This window comes from Clostridium frigidicarnis (assembly GCF_900111985.1).
Lineage (GTDB): Bacteria > Bacillota > Clostridia > Clostridiales > Clostridiaceae > Clostridium_Z > Clostridium_Z frigidicarnis.
On sequence record NZ_FOKI01000011.1, the window covers coordinates 1 to 26,044 of the forward strand.

General features: G+C 27.4%; 7 protein-coding genes. All 7 read right to left on the reverse strand.

Going from position 1 to position 26,044, the window contains the following annotated elements; all coding sequences use genetic code 11:
- On the reverse strand, nucleotides 1-2,887 hold a 2,887-nt coding region (locus BM119_RS08485; RefSeq protein WP_143087310.1), incomplete at its 3' end, for a non-ribosomal peptide synthetase.
- A gap of 134 nt (nucleotides 2,888-3,021) precedes the next feature.
- Nucleotides 3,022-14,556 (reverse strand): non-ribosomal peptide synthetase, encoded by an 11,535-nt coding sequence (locus BM119_RS08490; RefSeq protein WP_090040569.1) that lies wholly within the window; start codon nucleotides 14,554-14,556, stop codon nucleotides 3,022-3,024.
- Nucleotides 14,549-18,454, reverse strand: coding sequence for an SDR family NAD(P)-dependent oxidoreductase (locus BM119_RS08495; RefSeq protein WP_090040571.1), 3,906 nt, complete (start codon nucleotides 18,452-18,454; stop codon nucleotides 14,549-14,551). The genes BM119_RS08490 and BM119_RS08495 overlap by 8 nt, the downstream gene beginning before the upstream one ends.
- Nucleotides 18,435-19,718 carry an ACP S-malonyltransferase gene (locus BM119_RS08500; protein ID WP_090040573.1) on the reverse strand — a complete coding sequence of 428 codons (1,284 nt, stop codon included), beginning with the start codon at nucleotides 19,716-19,718 and terminating at the stop codon, nucleotides 18,435-18,437. Before BM119_RS08500 ends, BM119_RS08495 begins: the two co-directional genes overlap by 20 nt.
- A gap of 56 nt (nucleotides 19,719-19,774) precedes the next feature.
- Nucleotides 19,775-22,957 (reverse strand): non-ribosomal peptide synthetase, encoded by a 3,183-nt coding sequence (locus BM119_RS08505; protein WP_090040575.1) that lies wholly within the window; start codon nucleotides 22,955-22,957, stop codon nucleotides 19,775-19,777.
- Between the two features lie 138 nt (nucleotides 22,958-23,095).
- On the reverse strand, nucleotides 23,096-24,532 hold the full coding sequence (locus tag BM119_RS08510; RefSeq protein WP_177199363.1) for a condensation domain-containing protein: 1,437 nt from the start codon (nucleotides 24,530-24,532) through the stop codon (nucleotides 23,096-23,098).
- A gap of 249 nt (nucleotides 24,533-24,781) precedes the next feature.
- Nucleotides 24,782-26,023, reverse strand: a complete 1,242-nt coding sequence (locus BM119_RS08515; protein ID WP_090040579.1) for a GNAT family N-acetyltransferase — start codon at nucleotides 26,021-26,023, stop codon at nucleotides 24,782-24,784.
- Nucleotides 26,024-26,044 lie beyond the last annotated feature (21 nt).

Genomic DNA, 26,044 nt, shown 5'->3' on the forward strand with positions numbered 1-26,044 from the left:
TTTCTATTCTAAACAATGGTAATTTGCGTAAATCAAAAGGTTTTATAAAGTTCTCTATCACTATTTCTATAGGTTTTGTTTCCCTTCTGCTGTTTAGGCTAAACTCATAATCACTTACTACTTTTTGTACTATTTCACCATCAACAATTTCAAAATAAGTTCTTAATGCTTCATGTCTTAAAACTAACTTTTTAAATGTATCTTCTATTTTACTTTTATCAATAGAACCTTGAACTTCAAAAATGCAAGGCATGTTGTAAGCTACATTTTCTTTATCAAAGTCTTGAATTATATACATTCTCTTTTGTGATGATGATGCTTCATAGTATTCTCTTTTCTCTATTGTTTCAATACCTTGAAATATCCTATTTTCTTTTGATTCTATGCATTGAGCTATTTCTTTTATTGTTTGTAACATAAATATTTCTTTCATTGAAATTTCAACATTAAACTCTTTGTAAATTTTTCCTACTAGTATAGCTACTGTCAACGAATGTGCTCCAGTATTAAATATATTATCATTTATACCAATATTTTTAATTTGTAATACCTCTTCGAATATCTCCACTAGCTTTTTTTCTATTTTATTTGTTGGTGCTACATATTCATCTATACTATCTATTTTTTCTTCGATTTTTAATAATTGCTTCCTATCTATTTTTCCATTTGGAGTTAATGGCATACTTTGTAAATAAATAAAGTATGATGGCATCATATACTCTGGAAGATCTTTCTCAAGAAAATCTTTTAGCTCATAGCTGCTATACTTTTCTTCTGATTCATAATATGCACACAAATATTGATTTGTAATCTCTCCCTTAGCTAATACTACTGCTTCTTTTATTCCATCAAGTTTCTGTAAATTACTCTCTATCTCTCCTAGTTCAATTCTAAATCCTCTTATCTTAACTTGGTAGTCTATCCTTCCTAATAATTCTATATTTCCATCTGGTAGCCATCTTCCTACATCTCCTGTTGAATACATTTTTTCATTACATTCAAATGGGTTTAAGATAAATTTTTGCTCTGTTAATTTCTCGTTATTTAAATATCCTCTTCCTATTCCATCACCACTTATATATACTTCTCCTATAGCCCCTATTGGCCTCAATGTTAATCTTTTATCCAATATATATACTTTGGTGTTTTGAATTGGTTTACCTATATTTATCCTATCCTCATTTTCAATTTTTCTTATAGTACTCCATACAGTAGTCTCAGTAGGACCATACATGTTATATATGTCTAAACTGTATTTTTTCAACTCATTTAATAAAGTAATAGGTAATGTGTCTCCTCCAATAAGTAAAACTTTAACCTTTTCTAAACTCTTTCTAAACCTACTACTTTGTAAAAACAATTTCATTCTAGATGGAGTGCTTTGAATTACTTTTATATCATCTTTCTCTATTATTTCTCCAATCAAATCTCCATCTATACTTATATCATCTTTTGTTATGGATACCGTTAACCCTTTAGTAATTGGTAATAATGTTTCTAAAACAAAAATATCAAAGGATATGGTTGTTATGCACAATATACTTTCATGTTTTATAATGTTCGTTTCATTAGCTACACCTTCAATAAAATTGTTAACCTGCTTATGTTCTATCATAACCCCTTTAGGATTTCCAGTTGACCCTGATGTATAAATCACATACGCTAAATCATTGCTATTATTTAATACTATAGGATTATTTGAGTCTCTATCCACCTCAATTTCATCTATGTTAACAATCATACCATCATAAGTGACATGACTTTTCCACTTAGAACCTGTTATTACAATAGGAGCTCTACTATCTTCTAAAATAAAATTAATTCTATCTATAGGATAATTAGGATCTATTGGTAAATATGCAGCTCCTGATTTAAGTATAGCTAACATTGCTACAATCATATCTTCAGATCTTTGAAGAAATATACCAACTATATCATCCGATTTTACTCCTTTTTTACGTAATACTTTTGAAAGAGCATTTGCTTTTTGATTTAATTTATCATATGTTATCTTTCTGCCATCAAATTTCAGAGCAACTTTATTAGGAGTTTTTTTTACTTGTTCCTCAAATAGTTCTTGTATTGTTTTTTCCATAAAATATTCTTTCTTAGTTTCATTGAATCCTACTAATAACAATTCCTTTTCTTCTTTTGACAAAATATCAATTTGATCAATTTGTATCTCTACATTATTTAGTACACTCTCTAATATATTTTCAATATGTTCAAAAATTTTATTTGTTGCCTCATTAATATAAAACTCTTTATTATACTGAAGAGTTAAATATATTCCATATTCCTCCAATGAAAATATAAAGCTTAGTCTTCCATTTAAATTTTCTATTAACTTTTTATCTTGCAGATTATCCATTAAAAATACAATATCTGTTAATGGGGACTCTTTATCATAATTTACTTCATCCACTAAATCATATATTTTATTAATAGGATAACTTCCATTCTCATAAGATTGCTCTATGGTACTCTTTGCCTTTAATAATACTTCTTTAAAAGTATAAGTTCCTAAAATTTCTTCAAAAAAAGGAACTACTGAATTCATTACATTTTTATCTTCTTTTTGCTTAAATATAGGCGATTCTATAGCTATATATTTATTGTTTGTGTATTTATAAGCTAACACTACTAATGTTGAATATAAAAACATAAATATTTTCTCTTGTGAATTTCTGCATATTTTTTGTATTTTCCTAAAATTGTCTTCTTTTATACCATGAACGGTTACCTTATTAGTGTATCCTTCATTGCTTTCATAATTCTTAAAAGGCATTGTTGTTTTAATGAATTCATTGTTTAATTTTGATTTCCAAAACTCTCTCTCTCGTTGCATCATATTACTTACAATATCAATGTTTATATTTCTCTCCATATATACAAAACCCCATTTTATTTTAAATTTAACTTTATCCAAATTTAAATGCAGCTACTTATAATTTACACTTCAGATAAAGTAAAATTTACCTGAAGTGTATTTTTATTTTACTAAATTATAATTTTTTATATTTAAAAATCAAAATCATCATCTAATTCGATGTTTTCTATAGTTTCAAAGTCATTAACTACATTCATCTCAGATAATTTTACTTTTGAGTTAACAGCAATTTGACTTAACATATCTATATAATTCTTTGCAAAGGTTTCAATAGTTTCCTTTTTAAATAGTTGCTTATCATAACTTATTGTTGCATATATTCCTTCTCCTGAATCATATGCACTCATTGTCATATCAAATTTTTCTGCTTTGCTTTTTAATTTATACTCCTTTAATTTCATATCATTCATAATCAATTTGTTTTCTTTTGTGTTTTGCATTACAAACATAAAATCAAATAAAGGATTTCTACTTAAATTTTTGGGTATATTTAATTTACTTATTAAATCCTCAAATTGATAATCCTGGTTTTTGAAAGCTTTAAAAGTTTTATCCTTTACTTGCAACAAGTACTCTTCAAAAGTATCTTCATCTCTAATAGTAGATTTTAAAACTAAAGTATTAACAAACATACCTACAATACTTTCGAAATCATCTAAATTTCTTCCTGCTACTGCAGTACCTATTAGTATTTCTTTTTGATTACTGTATTTAGATAACAATATTTTATAAATAGACATTAATAAAATATTGAGTGTCGTTTCTGTTTTATTCATAATACTTTTTAAACTTGGTATTATTTCTTGTGGTAATATAAACTCTAAACTCTCTCCATTGTATTGCTTTATTTTTTGTCTTTGAAAATCTGTTGGTATATTTATTACTGGTGCTTTATCTTTTAACTCATTTATCCAATAATTCTGTTGATTTTTATATTCATTGCTCTTTATAAACATATTATGCCATTCAGAATAGTCTTTATATTGAATATTCAATGGATTTAAAACTTTACCTAAATATATTTGTGAAAATTCATTTGCTAGTATAGACATAGTTGTTCCATCTGCAATTATGTGATGGAGATCAAATACTAATATATGTTTTTCTTCCGTTATTTTTATAAGTGCAGCTCTTAATGTAGGTGCCTTACTCAAATCAAAAGGTCTAACAAAAGAATTAATTATGTTGTCTATTTCCTCATCATTATTCTTATTAGTTTGTTGTAAAGTAAAATTAATATCCTCAACGTTATATATCTTTTGGGTTATATTGTTATCAGCTTCCTTAAATGCAGTTCTTAAGTTTTCATGTCTCTTTATTAATCCTTTAATTGATTCTTCTACCTTAATAAAATCTAATTTACCATCAATTTGAAAAGCAACACTTATGTTATATGCAGTACTTTCCTTATCAAATTTTTGAACCATATACATCCTCTTTTGGGCCGAGGATGCTTCATAGTATTCTTTTTCTTCTGCTTTTTCAATTTTAAAATAAGGATTTTCTTCTGCACTTTCAATAATTTTGCTTAATTCTCTTATAGTTGGTGCTTTAAATAATTCATTTAAACCTATTTCCTTATTTAACTGCTTGCGAATTTTAGCTAATACATTCATTGCTTTTAGTGAATGTCCCCCTAAATCAAAAAAGTTATCATTTACACCTATATTCGATTTCCCTAGAACATTACTCCATATATTTGATAATTTGTATTCTAATTCATTTTCAGGAGCTTCATACTCATTTAATTTATCCTCCAAATTCGGCATAGGAAGAGCTCCTTTATCAACTTTACCATTGGATGTTAATGGAATATTTTTCAGATATTCAAAGTATGTTGGAATCATATATTCTGGTAATTTTTCTTTCAAATATTCTCTTAAAATTGATTTATCAATTTCTTTTTCACTTACTATATATGCACAAATATATTTTTCTTGTTTATCTTCTCTCACTATAACTAAAACTTCTTTAACATGCTCATGCTGCAATAATTTATTTTCTATCTCTCCAAGCTCTATTCTAAATCCTCTTATTTTAACTTGATTATCTATTCTTCCTAAGAATTCTATATTTCCACTTTGTAGCCATCTAGCTAAATCCCCTGTTTTGTATATCTTTGTACCTTGTTCAAATGGATTATCTATAAACTTCTCTAAAGTTAATTCTCTTCTATTTATATATTCTCTTGCAACTCCGTCTCCACTTATACATAGCTCTCCTGGTATCCCTATTGGTAGCAATTTATTATTCTTATCTAAAATATATATCTTAGTATTTTTTATTGGTTTACCTATTGGAACTAACTCACGTACATTTTCATCTCTTTTCCATATACTTGCACATATCGTTGTTTCTGTTGGTCCATAAGCATTTATATATTGAATCTCTCTAGGAATTTTGCTAACCATTGATTTTTTAGCTTCACTTCCAGCTGTTATAATTAATTCAACCTTAGATTCCTCAAAATCAATTTCATTCGCAATGAATGGTGGTAAAGTCAATACATTTATATACTTGGATTTTATATAATCATTTAATTTAGATGTATTCATTAATACTTCCTCAGATATAATATGCAACTGTGCTCCAAATAACAGCCCCATATAAATCTCATAAACAGAAGCATCAAATGCTATATTTGAAAATTGTAATATTTTTTTTGTTGAATCAATATTAAAATCATTTCTAAAAACATTTATTAAGTTAACTATACCTCTATGTTCTATAGCAACTCCTTTTGGCACTCCCGTAGTTCCAGATGTATATATTATATATGCTAAATCCCCGCATTCTCCTATTCTCTCAAGATTATCCCTATAATTATCAAATAATTCCTTATCACTCAAGTCTAATACTTCACAATCAAAACTCTTACCACGTATTAGATTGTTTTTTGACAATAAAATCGTAGCATTGCTATCAGATATCATGTAATCTATTCTGTCTTTAGGACATTTAGGATCTATAGGTAAATACGCACCACCAGCCTTTGATATACCTATTATACCTATTATCATCTCTAATGATCTCTCCACCATTATTCCAACTATTGAATTTTCCTTAACCCCTTTACATCTCAATATACTTGCAATACTATTTGCTTTTTCATTTAATTCTTCATAAGTTAATTTATCATTTTCAAATACTAATGCTATATTATTTGGAGTCTTCTCCACTTGAGATTCAAATAATTCTTGTATTGTTGTTTCTTTATTATATTCTAAATTTGTTTCATTAAATTCATGTAAGATTTGTTTCATTTCACTTTCTGGTAATAAATCAACTTCACATATCTTTATTTCATAATCATTCACTATCTTCTCTATTATTGTGCAATAATGATTTATTAATCTTTCTATTGCACCCTTATTAAAGAGTTTTGAACAATATTCTATGCTACACTTTAACGTATTACCTTTATCTAGCACATTTAAAACCAAGTCAAATTTAGATACTTTACTTTCAATATTGTATATTTTTAATAAAGCGTCGTTTAATTGAATACTAGTAACCTCATCACCATCTTCCATATTGAACATTACATCAAATAACGGATTCCTGCTCATATCCCTCTTTAAATTTAACTTTTCAATAATTTCTTCAAATTGATAACTTTGGTTTTCATATGCCATTAAAGAATTTTCCTTAACTTCGTTTAAGAAATCTATATATCTCTTGCTTCTTTCTGGCCTATTTCTTAAAGCTAATGTATTTACAAACATTCCCATTATATTTTGAAGATCAAAATGTGTTCTTCCTGATATTGCAGTTCCTATTATTATATCTTCCTGTCCACTATATTTTGATAAAAGTATATTAAAAGCAGACAATAATACCATATGCATTGTTGTTGAAGTTTCTTTTGAAAGTTTTCTAAGATCCATCGTAATCTTTTCATCAATTTGAAAATTTATACATCTACCTTCAAAACTTTGAATTGCTGGCCTCTCATAACTGTAAGGCAAGTTTAAAGTAGGCACTTGTCCACTAAATGCATCGATCCAATATTCTTCTTGTTTTTTTAGTTGTTCCGATTTTAAAAAATTGTTTTGCCATGTTGCAAAATCCTTATATTGAAATTTTAGTGATTCTAATATTTTTTCATCATATAAATCTACAAATTCTTTTGTTAATATCTCTACAGACACTCCATCTGATATTATATGATGCACATCTATAAGCAAGTAATGTTTCTCACTACATGTTATTAACTCAGCTCTAAATAATGGTGCTTTATTCAAGTCAAAAGGTCTTATGAAATTTTTTATAATCTTTTCTATATCATCATCTTGCTTCTTTATTAAATTAAATTCATAAAACTCATTGATTCTTTGTACTATTTCTCCATCTATAATATCAAAATATGTTCTTAAAGCTTCATGTCTATTTACTAATTGATATAAAGTTCTTTCAATTTTGTCTTTATCTATTTTTCCTTCCATTTCAAATATTATAGGCATATTATATGCAACATTAGCTTTATCAAAATTTTGAATCATATACAATCTTTTCTGAGCTGATGTTGCCTCATAAAATTCCTTTTTCTCTATCTTATCTATATTTAAATAAATAGTTTCTTTTGTTGACTTAAGAAGATGTGCTAACTCTCTCAGTGTAGATAGTTTAAATAGTTCCTTAAATGAAATTTCTCTATTAAATTCTTTATGAATTTTAGATATAAGTATTGTTGCTATTAATGAATTTACTCCTAATTCGAACAAGTCATCTTCTATACTTATATTTTTAATATTAAGTATTTCTTCACATATTTTTATCAACTTAATTTCACTCTCACTTAATTGTGTATTATCATACACCTGTTCTATTATTTGTAGTTTACCTACTGCAACTTTACTATCATTTAATGGCGGTATTTCATCTATTTGTACAAAATATGATGGAATTCTAGATTTTAAGCTTCTACTTTTTATATATTTTGCAAGTTTTTCAATATCAACCTTTTTATCTTTGTTACTTACAAAATAAGCTACTAAAATCTTCTCATTTTTTTCTTGAATATATACTTCCTTAATAAAACTTTGCTTTATATCTTCATTAAGATTTAAAATATCTTTAATTAAAGCTATATCAATATAATCTTTTTGTTTATAATTTTGTTTAGTACATATAAGCTCTAAGTTTCCATCATCTAAAAATCTAGCTATTTCTTTAACTTCATATAACTGTTTTTTGTTTGATAATTGTGTATTTTCAAAACACCCTCCCGATATACATAAGTTTCCTGGTACTCCAACTGGCATATCATACTGTACATCGTTTTGTATATAAATTTGATTATCATATATTGGTTTACCAATTGGTACTCTTTTTAATATTTCTTGAAAATTCCTATCATCCTTAAAATCATAGAATGTAATTGTAACTGGAATTCCTGATGGATTATAAGTGTACACTAACTTAATTTCACTTAGTGAACTTTTCTTAAAATCTTTTATGTGTTCATTTAATAATAACCCATCACTAACTGAAATTACCTTTATCCTATTATTTAGTTGAACTTTTTCTTTTAAAATACTTTTAAATATATCTGTAGTGATACATAATGCATCAACACTATATTCTTGAATTTGTTCTAAGTCAAACATATCATTATTATTCTCTAAAACAACTTCACATCCATTAAATAGTGCTGCAAATATTTTTTCTAATGTTATATTTGAACATACTTTTCCTATTTGAAGTATTTTATCTCCTGGTTTCATCATTAATACCTCTTTAATTGATATATATTGTTGACATAGTGCACGATGTGATATACTTACCTTCTTAATAGAATTTTCTTCATCTTTACCATATACTATAGTTGCTATATCATTAGGAGATACTCTGTTGTTTATTAACTCTACATTTTGGTTGTATATTTCTTTTTTGTTTAAATCTAGTAAAATTAAATTACAATTTTTATCTTCAATCTTATCTAATAGAACATAATCTGTTAATATTGTAGTAAACTTTTCACATATATTCTTTTCAGAATCTAAAATAGTATATGATTTACCAGATTTCAATACAGATAATATACCCACTATTATATCTAATGGATTTTTTAAATATATAGCTATCGTATTTTCATTATTCAACTCTAAATTAATAATATAATTAGCCACTTTACTTGAGCTATTCTCTAAATATTCATAAGTTAAATTTTTTTCTTTATATGATATAGCTGTTTTTTTACTATAATCTTTTGCTACTTGCATAAAAAAATCTTGAATACACATATTCTTATGATTTATTTCTTTTAATGATGTTCCATGAAATTCATAAGGTGTTATTAATGGTATATTAGAAATTTTATTTTGGTGATTTCTCATTCCTTGCGCCAATAAATATACTAAATATTCCATCCAATACTTAACCATATTTTCTTCAAATAAGTCGCCATTAAAACTATAATCTATTCTTATTTTCCCTTCTATTTCTACAATATTTATACTTATGTTATGCTTTACATATTTTGCAGGATATGCAACAAATTCTGTTTCCATATCCATATATTTTGTTTTATCTACAGGTAAATCCATATTAAACATAACATTCACATTAGGTATATTGGTTATTTTTCCTTGTTCCTTCAATTCGCTTAATATCTTTGCAACAGAATAACGTTGAATTTCATATACATCCATCATTTCATTCTTTATATAATTTACATACTCACAAAAATTCAACTCATTTTTAACTTCAACGCAAAGTGGAATCATGTTTACACACTGTCCCATCAAATCAGCAGCTCTCATTAATACTTGTCCAGAAGTAGGAATTCCTAACACTATATCTTTTTGTCCAGATAATCTATCCATTAACACAGCAACACCTGCTAAAAAAGTAACAAATACTGTATTTTTATTTAACTTACTAAAATTTTTGATCTCTTTAGTAAATTCAGCTCCTAATTCAATATAGTCATTTTTTCCTTCACAATTATTAAATTGCTTCTGCAAAGAACTTGTAGGTAATTTAATATCTGGTATTACCTTATTAAACTTCTTGATCCAATAAGTTTCAGCCAAACTTTTTCCTTCATTTTGACTCTCCTGCCACAATGTATAATCTCTAAATTGTCTAGCTTCTTTAGGTTTATAGTCCCTTCCATTAATCTCTGCAAGGTAAAACTCTTCTAATTCTTTCAAGAAAATATTGATTGACCACCCATCCGCTATAATATGATGAAAAATAGGAACCAATCTGTATCTATCATGACTTAACTTAATTATACATACACGGAATAACGGTCCTTCTTCAAGTATAAATGCTGTATTACTTTCTTTTTGAAACCATTCATCTATTTCTTTTTTCTGTTCTGATTCCTCAAGATTTGAAAAGTCTACTAATGATAAATTTGTTTTAATATATGGCAAAACCTTCTGATTCTCTCCATCTTCACATATAACAGTTCGAAGTGCTCCATGTCTATCTACTACTGATTGAAGTGCCTTATTCATAGCTTCAATATTCAATTTACCATGTAGTTCTAATACGATAGCTTCATTATATGCTATAGATTTCTCTCTACCAATCTGTGTAAGAAACCATAACTGTTTTTGTTCTTCTGTCAACTTAAATATATCTATATTGTCTTTGCAATTATTAGATTTTTTTAAAAAAAAACCTGCATTTTGCATCTCTCTTATACTTTCTTTAACAACCTTAATTATATAAGCTACATCCTCATCTGAATGAGATGTAGATAAAAAACAATTTCTCCCTTCCCATACATACACTCCCTTATCAAGCATATAATAGAATAGGAGCTCAATATTCTTTCTTGATGCAAATCTAAATAACGATCCAAAATGAACTAATTCTATAGGTACATCTTCTTCACGGAAAAATGCATTTAATTCTTCTGCCATCTTAGCAGTCTTATTATTTAACTTCTCTTGAAGTTGTGGCCCTTGTTCTTTTAAATATGTCAACATTGCTATAGAAGCCGCCATAGCAAGTGGATGATGACAAAAACTTCCTGCAACAAAAGTTCTTTTATCCTCATTTTGTGGATATGAATCATCTCCAAAACTCCACATGCCTCCATCAACAGAGTCAAGATATTCAGCCTTTCCTGCTACTACCCCTATAGGCATTCCGCCACCTACTATTTTCCCATAGGTAACCATATCAGCCTTAATACCAAACCATGCTTGAGCTCCACCTTGATGAATACGAAATCCTGTAATAACTTCATCAAATATTAACGCAGTTTTTGACTCTTCTGTTATTTTTCTCAATTCCATTAAAAACTCTTTTGGCTGAAAATCTGGACGTCTACTCTGTACAGTCTCAACCAAAACAGCTGCAATTTGATGCGCATTCATTCTTATTGTTTCTAATGCTTCTTCACTACCATATTCCAAAACTAAAACATCTTCTACAACACTATCTGGTACACCTGGTGCCATAGGAATTGCATGTGATTTTTGCCCTGATTTATCCATACTTGCTCTTGCTAGAATTCCATCAAAGGTACCATGGTAACTTGCTGAAAACATAACAATCTTAGAGCGTCCTGTACAGGCTCTAGCTAGTCTTACTGCTACCATTACTGCCTCTGTTCCTGAATTATAAAATGCTACTCTTTCTGCTCCTGTCAATTCTGAAATCAAGCTTGCAGCTTGACCAGCAAGTGATGTCATTGGACCAAGTACTCCTCCATTTTTTAATTCCTTCTCAACTGCTTCTATTATAAATGAAGGTTTATGTCCTAAAAGGTATGTTCCAAATCCCATCGATATATCAATAAATTGATTATCATCAACATCCCACACCTTACTACCATGTCCATTCTTAACAATGAGTTGATATACCATTTCTTTTATTGATGGTCTAAAACCTGCTACATTTCTATTATTAGCTAATACATGTCTATATTCTTGAGTAAGTTGTTTAGTTCCTTTTGTACGTTTAGTGTATCTTTCTATTAATGCACTTATATGCTTTTGTTGTTCAACTTTATCTGAAGTACTACCTTTTATGTTCAATTTTTGATATGGAACATAAGGTATGTTTATTTTTTCAGTTTCTTTTATTTTTTGTTTTTTATTAACTTGTTCCTCAATTTTTATCACTGGTTTTTCTTTTTCCTCTTCTATCTTTAAAGGATTTATGGTAGTTTCAACTTCACGTACATTGCCTTTTAACAATTCTAACTGTTGAGCCATAATCTGAAGTTGTTGATTTATTACATTCTGGATATCACTTTTAGCTGATACATAAGTTTCTTTATTATCAATTTGTATTTTTGTACTATTTTCATTATCAATTAATACCTCATTGCTGCTCTTTTCAATTATACTGTTATTAATTGTATTATCTATTTCTTCCTCCATTGTGCTTTCAAGATAAAGAGCTAAATTATAAGGGCTTGAAAGCTCCTTGTAAAATTTACTTATTGCTATTTCCTTCCCAAAAGTATCTTTAATTGCATTCATTACTTCAATCATATGCATTGAATCTAATCCAATCTCTTGGAAATCGCAATAAAAATCTATCTCATTAGGCATTAATCCAGTATATTCACATAAAATATCCTGTAATTTATCAAGAATACCGTCAAGTCTCTTACTATTCAATTTATTATTTTCAACATTAACTTCTTCCATAACCTTAATTTCCTCCTTACCATTTGCTGATTTGTTGTTATAACTTATATCATTGGTATTAACACTTTGTTCATTCATATTTTGTGTATTTATATTCCCATAATCTATCCAACATCTTCTTCTTTCGAAGGCATATGTTGGTAAACTCACTACATTTCTTTTTTCTCTGCTATAAAACCTCTCCCATTCGATATTTGCACCCTTAACATAAGCCTCACAAACAGAAACTATATATTCATAATCCATGCATTTTTTATTTATTTTAATATTAATATTACTGCTTAATTCATTAATTTCACGCTGTGTAAATTCACAAGTTTCTTTTACTGGTTTTATTTCTGGAACTATTTTATGTTTAGAATAAAACATTTCCTTATCATTAATCTTTTCAAGACACCCTATTCTTAATGATTGTATTTTTCTTATTAAATCTTTAATATCTTTTACAATTATAGCCACTCTATAATTATAGTGCCCTCTACCTATATTGGATGTATAACATATATCTCTATAATTTAAATTTTTAAAACTCTCTGTTGAATTTTGATATCTTACAATAAGTTGCTCAAGACTTTCTTGCGTTTTAGCTGATAAAATAAATACTTTAAAATTACTTTGATCATCACCTACACCATTTTCTAATTTAGGTGCTTCTTCTAAAACAAAATGACAATTTGTTCCGCTTATTCCAAAAGAACTAACACCACATCTTCTAATTGAACCATTATTATTCCACTCTTTTAAAGTATCATTTATATAAACGGGGGATGTTTCAAAATCAATTTCTCTATTTGGCTCATTAAAATTAATAATTGGAGGTATCATTTTATTTTTCAACGATATGGTAGCTTTTACCACGCCTAGTACACCAGAAGCATGATCTAAATGTCCCATATTAGTTTTTACAGAACCAATTGCACAAAATTGATTTTTGCTTGTATACCTTCTAAAGGCCCTTTGTATACCATCTATTTCAATAGGATCTCCTAATTTTGTGCCTGTTCCATGCGCTTCAATATAAGATATAGTCTCTGGTTCTATCCCCGCATTGTTCCATGCCTTAACAATAACATTTTCCTGTGACTCTACGTTTGGAGCTGAAATTCCAATTGAATTTCCATCTTGATTTATTGCATTCCCTTTAATAACTGCATAAATATTATCCCTATCTTTAATCGCTTTGTTTAAAGGTTTTATAACCAAAGCAATACATCCTTCTCCTGAACCTGTTCCATCAGCACTGTCATCAAAAGTTTTAGCTTTACCATCAAAAGCTTGTATACCTAAATTTAATTCTCCTTCAATCCTTAAAAGATTTATTCTTACACCTCCAGCTATAGCCATATCGCAATCACCATTTTTAATTGATTGACATGCTATATGCAATGCCACTAATGAAGAAGAACAAGCTGTGTCAATAGCCATTGCTGGACCCTTTAGATCTAACACATATGATAATCTACTTGCAATTATTGATGATAAATTTCCAGCAAACCCATTAGACATAGATTTAGGATCTATATCTAGTATCATCTTTTTATAGTCATATATCTCATCTCCACTAAAACCAATAAAAATACCTGTTTGTGTTCCTTTTAACCTTTTACCACCATAACCAGCATCTTCAAGAGCTTCAAATGAAGTTTCAAGAAATATTCTTTGATTAGGACTTATTAGATTTGCTTCTTTTTGAGTCACGTTAAAAAATCTATAATCAAACTTATCTATTTCTTTTAAATAAGCTCCTTTGCAATAATTACCATCTTTATTTTTTCCAATATATGCTTTATATCTATCCATGTCCTGTCTTCTGTATTTTGGAAATTCATCAATACAATTCAGTCCACACTTAAGATTTTGCCAAAATTCCGAAACATTTTCTGCATTAGGTAACCTTACTGATAATCCTATAATAGCTATATCATTTGAACTAATGTTATTTTTTTTATCCTTTTTAATACTCTCTAATAACTCTACCCCTAATTGTTTATTTATTTTTCCATTTTTAATTCCTTGAAAAATTAAATGAATACTATCACTCATCTTTTCCCTCCATTAAATTAAACATATTTACTACTTCATCTATATTTAATTCATCATTTTGAAGTTTACTAATTAAATCACTTACATCATCTTGCTCTATATCCTTACACTCACAATTCTCTATTTTATTTTGATTCACATATTCACATTTAAACTTTGATGCAATAAATTCTGATAACTTCGAAACTGTTGTGTAAGAAAATAAATCTATTAACTTAATTTTTCCTGGATACTCTTTATCAATTAGAGTAAATACTCTAGAAGCTAATATTGAATCCCCACCAATTTCAAAAAAGTTATCATATATATCAATCTCGTTAAAGCCTAATACCTTTTGCCAAATATCAGCGATACTTTTCTCAATTCCAGTATAGCTATAATCATTATTTTTTTCTTGTTCCATGGTCATACACTTATCTTTATTATCTATACTATTACTTATTTTCTTATACTTATTTAGATTAGCCTCCAAATCATCTGATAATTTGAATGGAAATAGATTCTTCAATTCCAATACATCACTCTCATAATTTAAATTTCCAACTATTACTTTTGATTCTGTTGAATTTATGACCTTATCAAAACAATTTATTGCCTTACTTGGTTGTAAAATGTTAAATAATTGTTTTTTCTCAATTATTTTAGCATCTTTAATTAAATTATCTTTATCCCATGCTGGCCAATTTATAGTTATAGTTCTCATACCTTGATTATTTCTAAATGAAGTTAATGAATCTAAAAAATAATTTGCAGCAGTATAATGACTACTTCCCACGCCTCCCATAAGTGTTATAACTGACGAAAACATAATGAAAAAATCTAATTTATCATCTTTTAGAGCATTGTTTAATATTAAAGTTCCTTTAACTTTAGGTAATAATACTTTTGTAAATATCTCTTCATCCTCTTCACAAATTGGACTTCCTGTAGCCCCAACACCTTCACCGGCACTGTGGATTACACCATTTATTCTTTTATATTTATTTCTAATTTCTTCACATACTTTAATAAACTTATTTTCTTCGCATATATCTACAGAAACACATTCAACTTTCGATCCATTTTTTTCTATTTCAATTATATCAAGAATTCTTTTTTTAACTTTTTCATCACATCCATCACTAATGATCTTATTCCATTCTAACCTACGTGGCATACTAGTACGATTTATTAAAATTATATTTATATTACCTTTAGAAGCTAAATATTTAGCAATTTCTATTCCTATCCTTCCAAGCCCACCAGTAATAACATAAACACCATCTTCCTTCACTGTAAAGTTATCTATGGTTCTATTTTCAATATTTAATTTATCAAGTACCTCGATATATCTTTTATTATTTCGATATGCCACAATGTAATCACTAGAATCGCTTATTATTTCATTAGTTAAAGAACTTGTATTAGTTAATTCATCTATATCTACACATCTACAATTTATTTGAGGATATTCCCATATAAGACTTTTAGTTAATCCAAATAAAGTAGCATTTTGTGGCTTTATGCATTTATCACTGTTTGTTATTTTATTAACAAATTCACTTAATATAATAATATTAATTTTTTCACTAACCCTACTTAAAGGTAGTGCCTTAAGCATGTAAAACAAGCTATAAACTCCCATGTCTTGTGTTTGTTCAAATTCAGGTAGAGTATTAATTGCTTCACATTCATTAATAGTAAAAGTGTGAATGATATAAGCTATATTATTTAAATCAATCTCTTTAAAAAGTTCTGAATAGTTATCTATAGTATTTTCAATTATATATTTATCATTACTTATCTTCTTAAACTTTTTTCCAAGTTCTACATCTATAACAGAATATTCTTGCATTTTTAAATCATATACAAGGTCATTAACCTTTTGTTTTCTACCTTTTAATAATAATATTTTCTTATTTAATTTAATATTGTTTGTTTGTTTAGGCTCATAATTTTCCCATATGGTTTTAAAGTAGAAATTATCATCATATTGTTCTAGTGTCTCATCACAACATGAAAGATTAATCCAACATCTTTCTTTTTTAAATGGATACGTAGGCAAACTTAGTTTCCTATTTCTTTCATTACTATAAAGTAACTCCCAGTTTACATCTGCTCCCTTTATATAAAAATCACATAATCTTTCAAGATCAGTTATACCTTTTTCATCTATATATTTTCGTATACTATCATTAGCTAAATTGCTTAGCTCATTTTGCATGTCAGTGGTTATATATTTAACCCCTTCTTTGCCATTATCTTTTGATCTCACGTCATGTTTCCCATAATACACATGACCATAATTTATATTTTCAAAAGCCTCTAAATTTAAAGCTTCTATTTTTTCTATAAAATCATTCTTTGATTTTCCAATAATAGCAATTCTATGTTTATGATGATGTCTTCCAGTATTCGCTGTATAACAAACATCATTAATATTACTTTCTTTCATACTATATATATAAGCCTTAGACCCCTTTAATAGATTTATAAGTGATTCCTTTGTAACTGCTGAAACAGTTAATATATTAAACTCATTTTCTACTATATTCCCTTCAACTTCTGGTGCTTCTTCTAAAACAACATGACAGTTTGTACCACTCATCCCAAATGAACTAACCCCACATCTTCTAGGAAATTCACCTTCTTTCCATTCCTTTAAAATATCATTAATATATAATGGTGATTCTATAAATTTAATTTTAGGATTAGGTCTTTTAAAGTGAACTATAGGAGGAATCATTTTATTTTTTAATGCTAATACTGCTTTTATCAATCCAACAATGCCAGCTGAACTATCTAAGTGCCCTAGGTTAGTTTTAACAGATCCAACTGCACAAAATTGAGTTTTCTTTGTATATCTTCTAAATGCTCTCTTTAACCCATCTACCTCAATTGGATCTCCAAGCTTTGTACCAGTTCCATGAGCTTCAATATATGATATTGTCTCAGGATTTATTCCTGACTCTACCCAAGCCTTTGAAATAACCTCTTCTTGCGCAACAGCATTAGGTGCTGTTAGACTTATAGAACTACCATCTTGATTTATTGCACTTCCCTTAATTACAGCATATATATTATCTCTATCCTTTATAGCTTTATACAAAGGCTTAAGTAATATTGCAGCTACTCCTTCTCCTCCACCCGTACCATCTGAACTAAAATCAAATGTCTTCGTCCTTGAGTCAGAAGATTCTATCCCTAATCTAACTTGTCTTATAGGCAATAAATATATCTGAACCCCACCTGCAATAGCTATTTCACATTCTCCTTTTCTAATACTATCACATGCCATATGGACAGCTACTAATGAAGAAGAGCATGTTGTATTTACAACCATGCTTGGACCTTTTAAATCTAAGATATAGGAAATTCTACTTGCAATTATTGCTGGTAGGTTTCCTGGTACTGAAATAGGTAAAGATTCTGGTTCAGCCTCTGCTATCATCCTCTTATATTCTGGATCACACATAGCTCCTACAAATACTCCCGTTTTAGTACCACGAATCTTTTTTCCTCCATAACCAGCATCTTCTATTACACTATAAGAAGTTTCAAGAAATAATCTTTGATTTGGATCAATTACACTAGCTTCCTTAGGTGATAATTTAAAAAACTTATAATCAAACTTATCAATCTCTTCTAGATAAGCGCCTTCTTCAAATTTTAACTCATTGATCTTGCCGGTTTTCTTTCTAAAATAACTAGAAATATCATCGGCTCTATTATCACTAATTGAACTTATACAATCTACTCCATCTCTAATATTTTTCCAAAAATCATTGACATTATCTGCTTTAGGCAACTTAGCTGATATTCCAATTATTGCAATATCATTTTTATTTATTTTTTTTATGTTACTCTTATTAATTTCAGATTTATTCAAATTGAAATCATCAAACCTTAGATTTTCCATACTCTATACCATATCTCCTTTTTATAAATTCTTGAAAAATATCCTGTGTATTTGTTTCTTTAAATATCATATTAAATCTATAAATTTGCTCTTCTATAGGTACATTCTTAGTTGTTAAAATTTTATATAATAATTCAACTGATTCATTCATTTCCTCTTGCAATGGTAATTCGCCGGTTTCATCTAACTTGCTTTGAATCTCTCCAATTCTGTTATATGGCTCTATGACACCTTCTTTATATTTATCTTCATTCCAATTTTTATTTTGTGTGCAAACAGCCATAGCTAAACATCTGCTTACAAAACTTATACTTTTATCATTCTTTCCACTCTTCCAAAAATTAACTAATAAGTCTTTATCACTTTTTTGGTTATACGAAAACATTTTTACAGAACTATTACTATCCTTAATCAAATTTTTCAATATACTTTGAGGTCCAATTTCTATACCAACTCTTGTATTTTCATTTTTTAAATACTGAATCGTATCATTCCACAAAACAGGTCTAATCATATGCTCAGTAAGATTATCAACTATACATTGTTGACTTAAATATGGTAATGCATTAATATTAGATATTACTTTATATTTTGGCTTATTAAATGAATATTGTTTTAGCTGTTCCTTATACATTGTTGCAGCCCTACTCATTAAAGGACTATGCATAGCAACTCCAGTAAATAACGGAGTAACTTTGGCACCAAGTTCAAGCAAACTATCCTCGACTTTTGTAACTATGTCTTTATGTCCAGAAATTGCAACTTGATTCTTAGAGTTGAAACATGAAATTGACGCTAATTTTCCATTACCAGACAATCTTGAACAAACTTCTTTTACAATATCGACTGAAATTTCATCTACAATTGTCATAGTGCCATCTTCAATATCGTTTTCTTTCTCTGCTAAAATGCTTCTCATTCTAACAAGCTTAAGTGCATCCTCAAATTTTATTGCCTCACTACAAACTAATGCAGAATATTCACCCAAACTATGTCCAGCAAGAAATTTAGGTTCAATACCAACCTGTTCCATATATACCTTAAAAGTTGCTATACTTACAGTCAATATGGCTGGGAGCATATTTCTTATTCTATTTAGCTCTAATATAGATCCGTCAAAACATAAATCACTTAATTTAAAATTTAAAATATCATTAGCCTCTTCAAAAATTTTTCTTGCCACACTAAATTCTTTGTATATACTCTTTCCCATCCCTACATACTGAGAACCTTGGCCTGAAAAAAGAATTGCCATTTTCTCCATAACATTTCTCCCTATTATCTTTTAACTTAGTTTATATGAAAATAATCCAAAAAAATTTATTTATTGACTATAAAATTTATTAAATTTATATAGTTTTGTACAAAATTCTCCATATGGTGACTATCAAAAACTTTACTATTATACTCTAAGTAATATATTACTCTCCCATCAATCTTTTCAACTGACATAACAATATTCAAGCTGTCAGAATTAATAAAATCTCTTGTAATATTTTCATTATCATAGAAAAATAAATATACACTTCTCTCATTTTGATAACTTATGGTTTTATTTACATATCCATTTTTATGATAAAATTCATTTTCTTTATTAATAGTTTTTCTTACTACTCCAAACATTTCTTTGAAGTTAGTAATTGAATCAAACTCAAATTTTACTGGTACTACTTTATCAATATCATAAATAGCTGTTTGTACAAATATATTACTTTCATTAGTTATCTTATAGAATAAATAAGCATATAAAGATACAAATATATCATTCAAAGTACTGTTTTCTTCTATAGCAATATTTTTCATTTTATCTATTGTTTCCAAATCTACTTCAAATTGAAATGATGATTGTTTACTCTGAGTCCAAGAAGTTGCATAATATTCTTCTGGTAAAATAAATGAATCTAATCTAATTACATTATTAGATTCACCTTTTATATTATTTCTTATAAAATCTCCTAACTGCCTAATTGTAGGATATGAGAATAAATCAGCAATTGTTATATTTACTTTAAACTCTTTTTCTATCATAGAATGCATATTAACTAACATTATAGAATTTCCACCCATGTCGAAAAATGGATCATTTATGCCTATTTTATTTATATGAATAAGAGCACTCCAAATCGCAACTAATTTTTCTTCTATTTCATCTGTTGGTGCTACATATTCTACTCCAATAGAAGCACACTCTAATGGATCTGGTAAAGCTTGTTTATCAATCTTTCCATTTGCTTTACATGTTAATTTGTAGAGTTTAACAAAATATGAAGGAATCATGTAATCTGGTAATTCATTTGCAAGTGCATTTCTTATTGAATCTATATCAATATTACCCTCACTAACCAAATATGCACAAATATATTTCATGCCCTCCTTATTTGTAAAGTCCTTAACTGCAACTTCTTTTACTTCTTTAATTTTTAATAACTGATATTCAATTTCTGAAAGTTCAATCCTAAATCCTCTTATTTTTACTTGCAAGTCTTTTCTTCCAATAAATTCAACATTACCATCTGGCAACCACTTGCCTATATCTCCTGTTCTATACATATAAGTTCCAGATACAAAAGGATTAATAACAAATTTCTCTTTACTAAGGTCTTCCCTATTTAAGTATCCTCTTGCAATTCCATCCCCAGAAATGCATATTTCTCCTTCGATACCTATAGGTTGGAGTTTATCATTTCCATCTAATATGTAAATATTAGTATTACTTATAGGCTTTCCAATAGGCACAATTTTCCTTTGATTCCATGGTGTACAATCAAAATACGTTACATCTACGGTAGCTTCTGTAGGACCATATAGGTTATGTAATGTTACATTATACTTAGCATTTAATTCTTTATTAAATTTAACAACTTGATTAACATTTAAGACCTCTCCACTTGAAAAAACACGTTTTAAACTAGATAATTTTTCTACACCATTATTTATGCTATATTCCAAAAATACATTTAGCATAGGAGGTACAAAATGAAGTGTAGTAATTTTATGATTACATATAGTATTTACAATGGATTGAGGATTCCTTTCCTCTCCCTGCTTGATTAAGCAAACTTGTGCTCCAACAAATGTCCACCAAAACAATTCCCATACAGAAACATCAAAAGTTATTGGAGTTTTTTGCATTATCACATCATTCTTATCAAGTGGATATTTATTTTGCATCCAATTCAATCTATTTATAACAGAGTAATGTTCTATCATAACACCTTTAGGGTTTCCTGTAGACCCAGAAGTATAAATAACATATGCTAAGTCTTTAGAAGAGTTTATTTTTTCTAAATTATCTTTATCACCTTGATATATATTATTATCATCAAGGCAAATAACTTCTAATTTTTCTTGAATCTTATCCTTTAAACTTCTTTGAGTGAGTAAAACACTTGCAGAACTATTTTCTATCATATACTTAATTCTTTCTAAAGGATAATCATAACCTATAGGTAAATATGCAGCTCCAGCCTTTAATATACCAAATATCCCGATAATCATTTCAAGAGATCGTTCTACCATAATTCCAATTACATAATTATGATTTTTATTAGGTTTATCTTTAATCTTATTTCTTATAAGTCTTGCAAGCTGATTCGATTTCTCATTTAATTCTCTATAAGTCAATTTGTTTTTTCCATATACTACTGCAATTGCTTCAGGACTTCTTTCTACTTGTTCCTCAAAAAACTCATGTATTAATTTCTGCTTATCATAATCTAATTTAGTATTATTAAAAACATTCAATATTAAATATTTTTCATCTTTTGACAATAACTCTACATCAGATAGTTTTATGCCAATATTGTTAATACATGCTTGAAAGCAACTTATGAAATTCTTCACTAAATTCTCCATAGTTTTTTTTGTATACACTTTTGCATTAAAGTCTAACTTACCTGAAATATTTGTTTCATTTCTAGAAAAAGCTATTTTTATATTAGTATTTAATGTTTCTATATTTTTGTCACTATGAATATTTTCAAGCAAAATAATTATGTCTACTAATGGATGTGTATTATGTATTACCTTTAAATCCAACTTATAAAATATATTTTCAATTGGATAGTTTTGATTCTTATTAGCTTCATTTATCTTATTTTTTACTTGTATTAACAACTCTTTAAAACTTATTTCTTTATCAATTTTACTTCTTATAGGAAGAATTTTATTGACCAAGTTTTCATCTATAAATTCAGTTAAAATTGGTACGCCTAAAATAATATCTTCTAATGCTAAATATTTATAAATTAATGTATTAAAAGCTGCAACTAAAATACTATGCAATCTTAAATCTGAACCATTACTAATTCTAAGAACCTTTGATGATAGCTCTTTTGGTATATCAAACTCCAAATACATTCTCTCATTATTACTAAAGCCATTCTCCTTGAAATCAAATGGTATTGAACTTTTCACAAGCTCTCCTTTCAAATTCTCCAACCAATAATTTTTAGCACTAATTAATTCTTGACTATCAAATGTATAAATATTTCCTCTATTCATATATATCCTCTTTCTTTTATAAAGTTTAAAATAACATGTTTTTTATTTACAAACTTATTTTTATAATAAAATCTTTTTCTTTAATATGCTTCTACTTTAAATAAACCTAAAATCTCTCATATTCTTATTAGTAATATATTAGTCAAATATAAAGTCATCATTATTTACTGCCAGCTCTTGATCTTCGTAACATTTTCTCACTTTTTCACCAAAAAAATTTTTTGATAAATTCTCTTCAATAAACAAATATTCAGTCATGTATTGTTCTATAGTAGCTTTAGGATATTTTATAATACTTTTTAAAATATTGCTGAAAAGATTAGATAATTTTCTTATATATGTTTCATTAAATAACTTATTGTTATATATAAAATCAATTTTTATATAATCAATCATTGATATTACAACAGTTAAATCATACTGAGTTGTTTCAAAAATTGATCTGAAGTTTAAATTTAAAGTAGTAGATTCACTTAATAACACTTTATCCAATGGATAATTTTGTATAACAATAACTGTATCAAATAGCTCCTTGGTTGGTTGTATATTTGCATAGCTATTAATATCACTTAATGATGTATATTCATATTCTTGTCTTACTAGTAATTTATTGAAATTTTCTTTTAATAACTCAAGAACTGTTTTGTTATAATCTATTTTAAATCTATGGGGTAATGTATTTATAAATAATCCTACCATATTTTTAATATTTTTTATTTCTGCCTGTCTTCCTGATACAGTTGTTCCAAATATCACATCATCTATAAATTTGAATTTATGTAATAGTATACCCCATGCAGTATATATAATTGTAGCAAAAGTTAATTTATGTACTCGTTTAAAGTTATCAATATTATTAACAAGTTCGTTATCAAGTTTAATACTATATTTCCAATTTTTACATTCATCATTTTTAATATTATTATCTTTTAAAAACTTTTTATCAAAATTTTTAAAATCCTGAAAATAATTTATCCAATATTTTTTTTGAGCGCTTTTATCTTGTATCTCTAACCATTTAACATATTCTTTAAATTTACCTTTAATCGGTTTTATTGGTTTCTCATTGTTCATAAAACTGCTATAAGCTATAATAAACTCCTTTAATACAATTCCTGTGCTCCACCCATCTAATAAAATGTGATGATAGTTTAAAATCATAAGGTATTTATTATCATTAAGTTTGCATAAACTAACCCTTAAAGGTTCAGTTGTAATATCAATTTTTCTATTTAAATCATTAATTAAAATATCATTTATAATATACTCATCATCTTCTAACTGATATGAAAAATCATACATTTTAATCTTTAATTCAAAGTTCTTCAGTATTATTTGTACTGGTTTTTTTATTTGTTTCCACCTAAAAATGGCCCTAAGCATTTCATTATTACTTACAACATAATTCCAAGACTTTTTAAATATTTCAACATCTACATCACTATTTATTAATATACTTAATTGTTGAAAATATTGTGTTGTATCATGTGTGTATATGTAATAAAAAAGCATTCCTTCTTCCATAGGAGTTAACGATATTACTTCTTCCACATTTTTTTTGTCGATTTTCTCCATATTTATTACAACCTCCATTCTTCTTTTATAGATACAATTTTTAATATATATCCACCTATGAACCCTTATTTTTTTATTAATTGTAAAATAATAAAAAATCCATATAGTAATAAGTATAAAATAGCTTTATATAGCTTTTAGAATACTTAAAATAAACCGAAGTGAAACTCTTACATTTGCACCTCGGCATTATCCAATTAAATAATCTTAATTTACACTCCTAATTATTTATATATAAAGTTTACTATACTATGGTGCTAAATATTCATCTGAATTATATGTGACGCTTTTAGGCAATATATAGGTAAGTTCTTTTATGCAATCAGGAATTAATAAATTAGATTGTTGTATATTTTCATTAAGACCTACTTTCAACTTTCCATTATAATAAAGTTCTTCTGCTGATTTTAATCCAGTAAGAAGTGGAACAAAATCATGAATTGTAGTGATTACTTCACAATCTATTTTTTCTTCTTTCATAACTTTTCCATCCATTGAAATTATATATGCCCCAGTATTACTCTCCAACTTATCATCTTTTACATAAATAGAAATTTCTCTTTTGGGTGGAAATACTATTAACTTTTCCAATAAGCCTCTAAAATCTATTATACGAGCCATTCTAGAAATCATCCTATTGTGAGACAAAAATCTATCATTTGCCCATATATTACTTATTAATATATCAAGCGGAAAATCTTCAGGAATACTTGAAAAATAAAAACTAGTTATTTCATTATCTATATTTAAAATAAAATTTTTAATTGCATAAAATCCATTTAAATTCATATATCTAAATGACTTTATATACATTCTAGTCTTTCCTATATTATACAGTGCATATGCTATAGGTTTGTCATTATCATCATATGCTACAACAATTTTTACTTCATAATCTAAAAATTTAATATCTTCATAACATTTAGGCCACTTCATTTCATTGTATCTGGAATTCTGCCAAAACCAATTACTAAGTTCTTTGTAATCACATTGTAACTTTTTATTTTTTGATAAAAAACCTGAACTTATTTTATAATTAAATTTGTAATCTTTTGTCTCATATAAAAAATCTCGTGGAATAAGTGTTGCATATTTATTTAATGCAAATTCAAATCCAAATTTTCTATATAATGAATCTCTAGCAGGATCTACAAGCATTAAAGGTATATTATTACTAAGACACTTTTTTGCATCATTTAACATTTGTGTAAATACAAGTCCTTTATTTCTGTACTCAGGTAATGTTGCTATCCCATCAATATAATGAGCCCTGACCTCTTTATTTCTTATAAGAACTTTTACATCCAAACTTAAATAAGTTGATATAAGTTTTCCATCATCTATCCATCCATATGCTTGATTCCATAAATCATCCTGACTAAAAAATCTCATACTGAATTCTTCCTCAAATGTTTGTGTATCTAAAAATGAATTTCTCCAAACTTTCAAGAATTCTTTATTAAAGTTTTCATTCAACCTAATTAATTCCACTTTAATAACCCTCCCTCTATT

What these genes read in the sequence shown, in the direction of transcription:
- BM119_RS08490 (WP_090040569.1), bottom strand. Translation starts at nt 14,556, where the DNA reads ATGAGTGATAGTATTCATTTAATTTTTCAAGGAATTAAAAATGGAAAA.
- BM119_RS08495 (WP_090040571.1), bottom strand. Translation starts at nt 18,454, where the DNA reads ATGGAAAATCTAAGGTTTGATGATTTCAATTTGAATAAATCTGAAATT.
- BM119_RS08500 (WP_090040573.1), bottom strand. Translation starts at nt 19,718, where the DNA reads ATGGAGAAAATGGCAATTCTTTTTTCAGGCCAAGGTTCTCAGTATGTA.
- BM119_RS08505 (WP_090040575.1), bottom strand. Translation starts at nt 22,957, where the DNA reads ATGAATAGAGGAAATATTTATACATTTGATAGTCAAGAATTAATTAGT.
- BM119_RS08510 (WP_177199363.1), bottom strand. Translation starts at nt 24,532, where the DNA reads ATGGAGAAAATCGACAAAAAAAATGTGGAAGAAGTAATATCGTTAACT.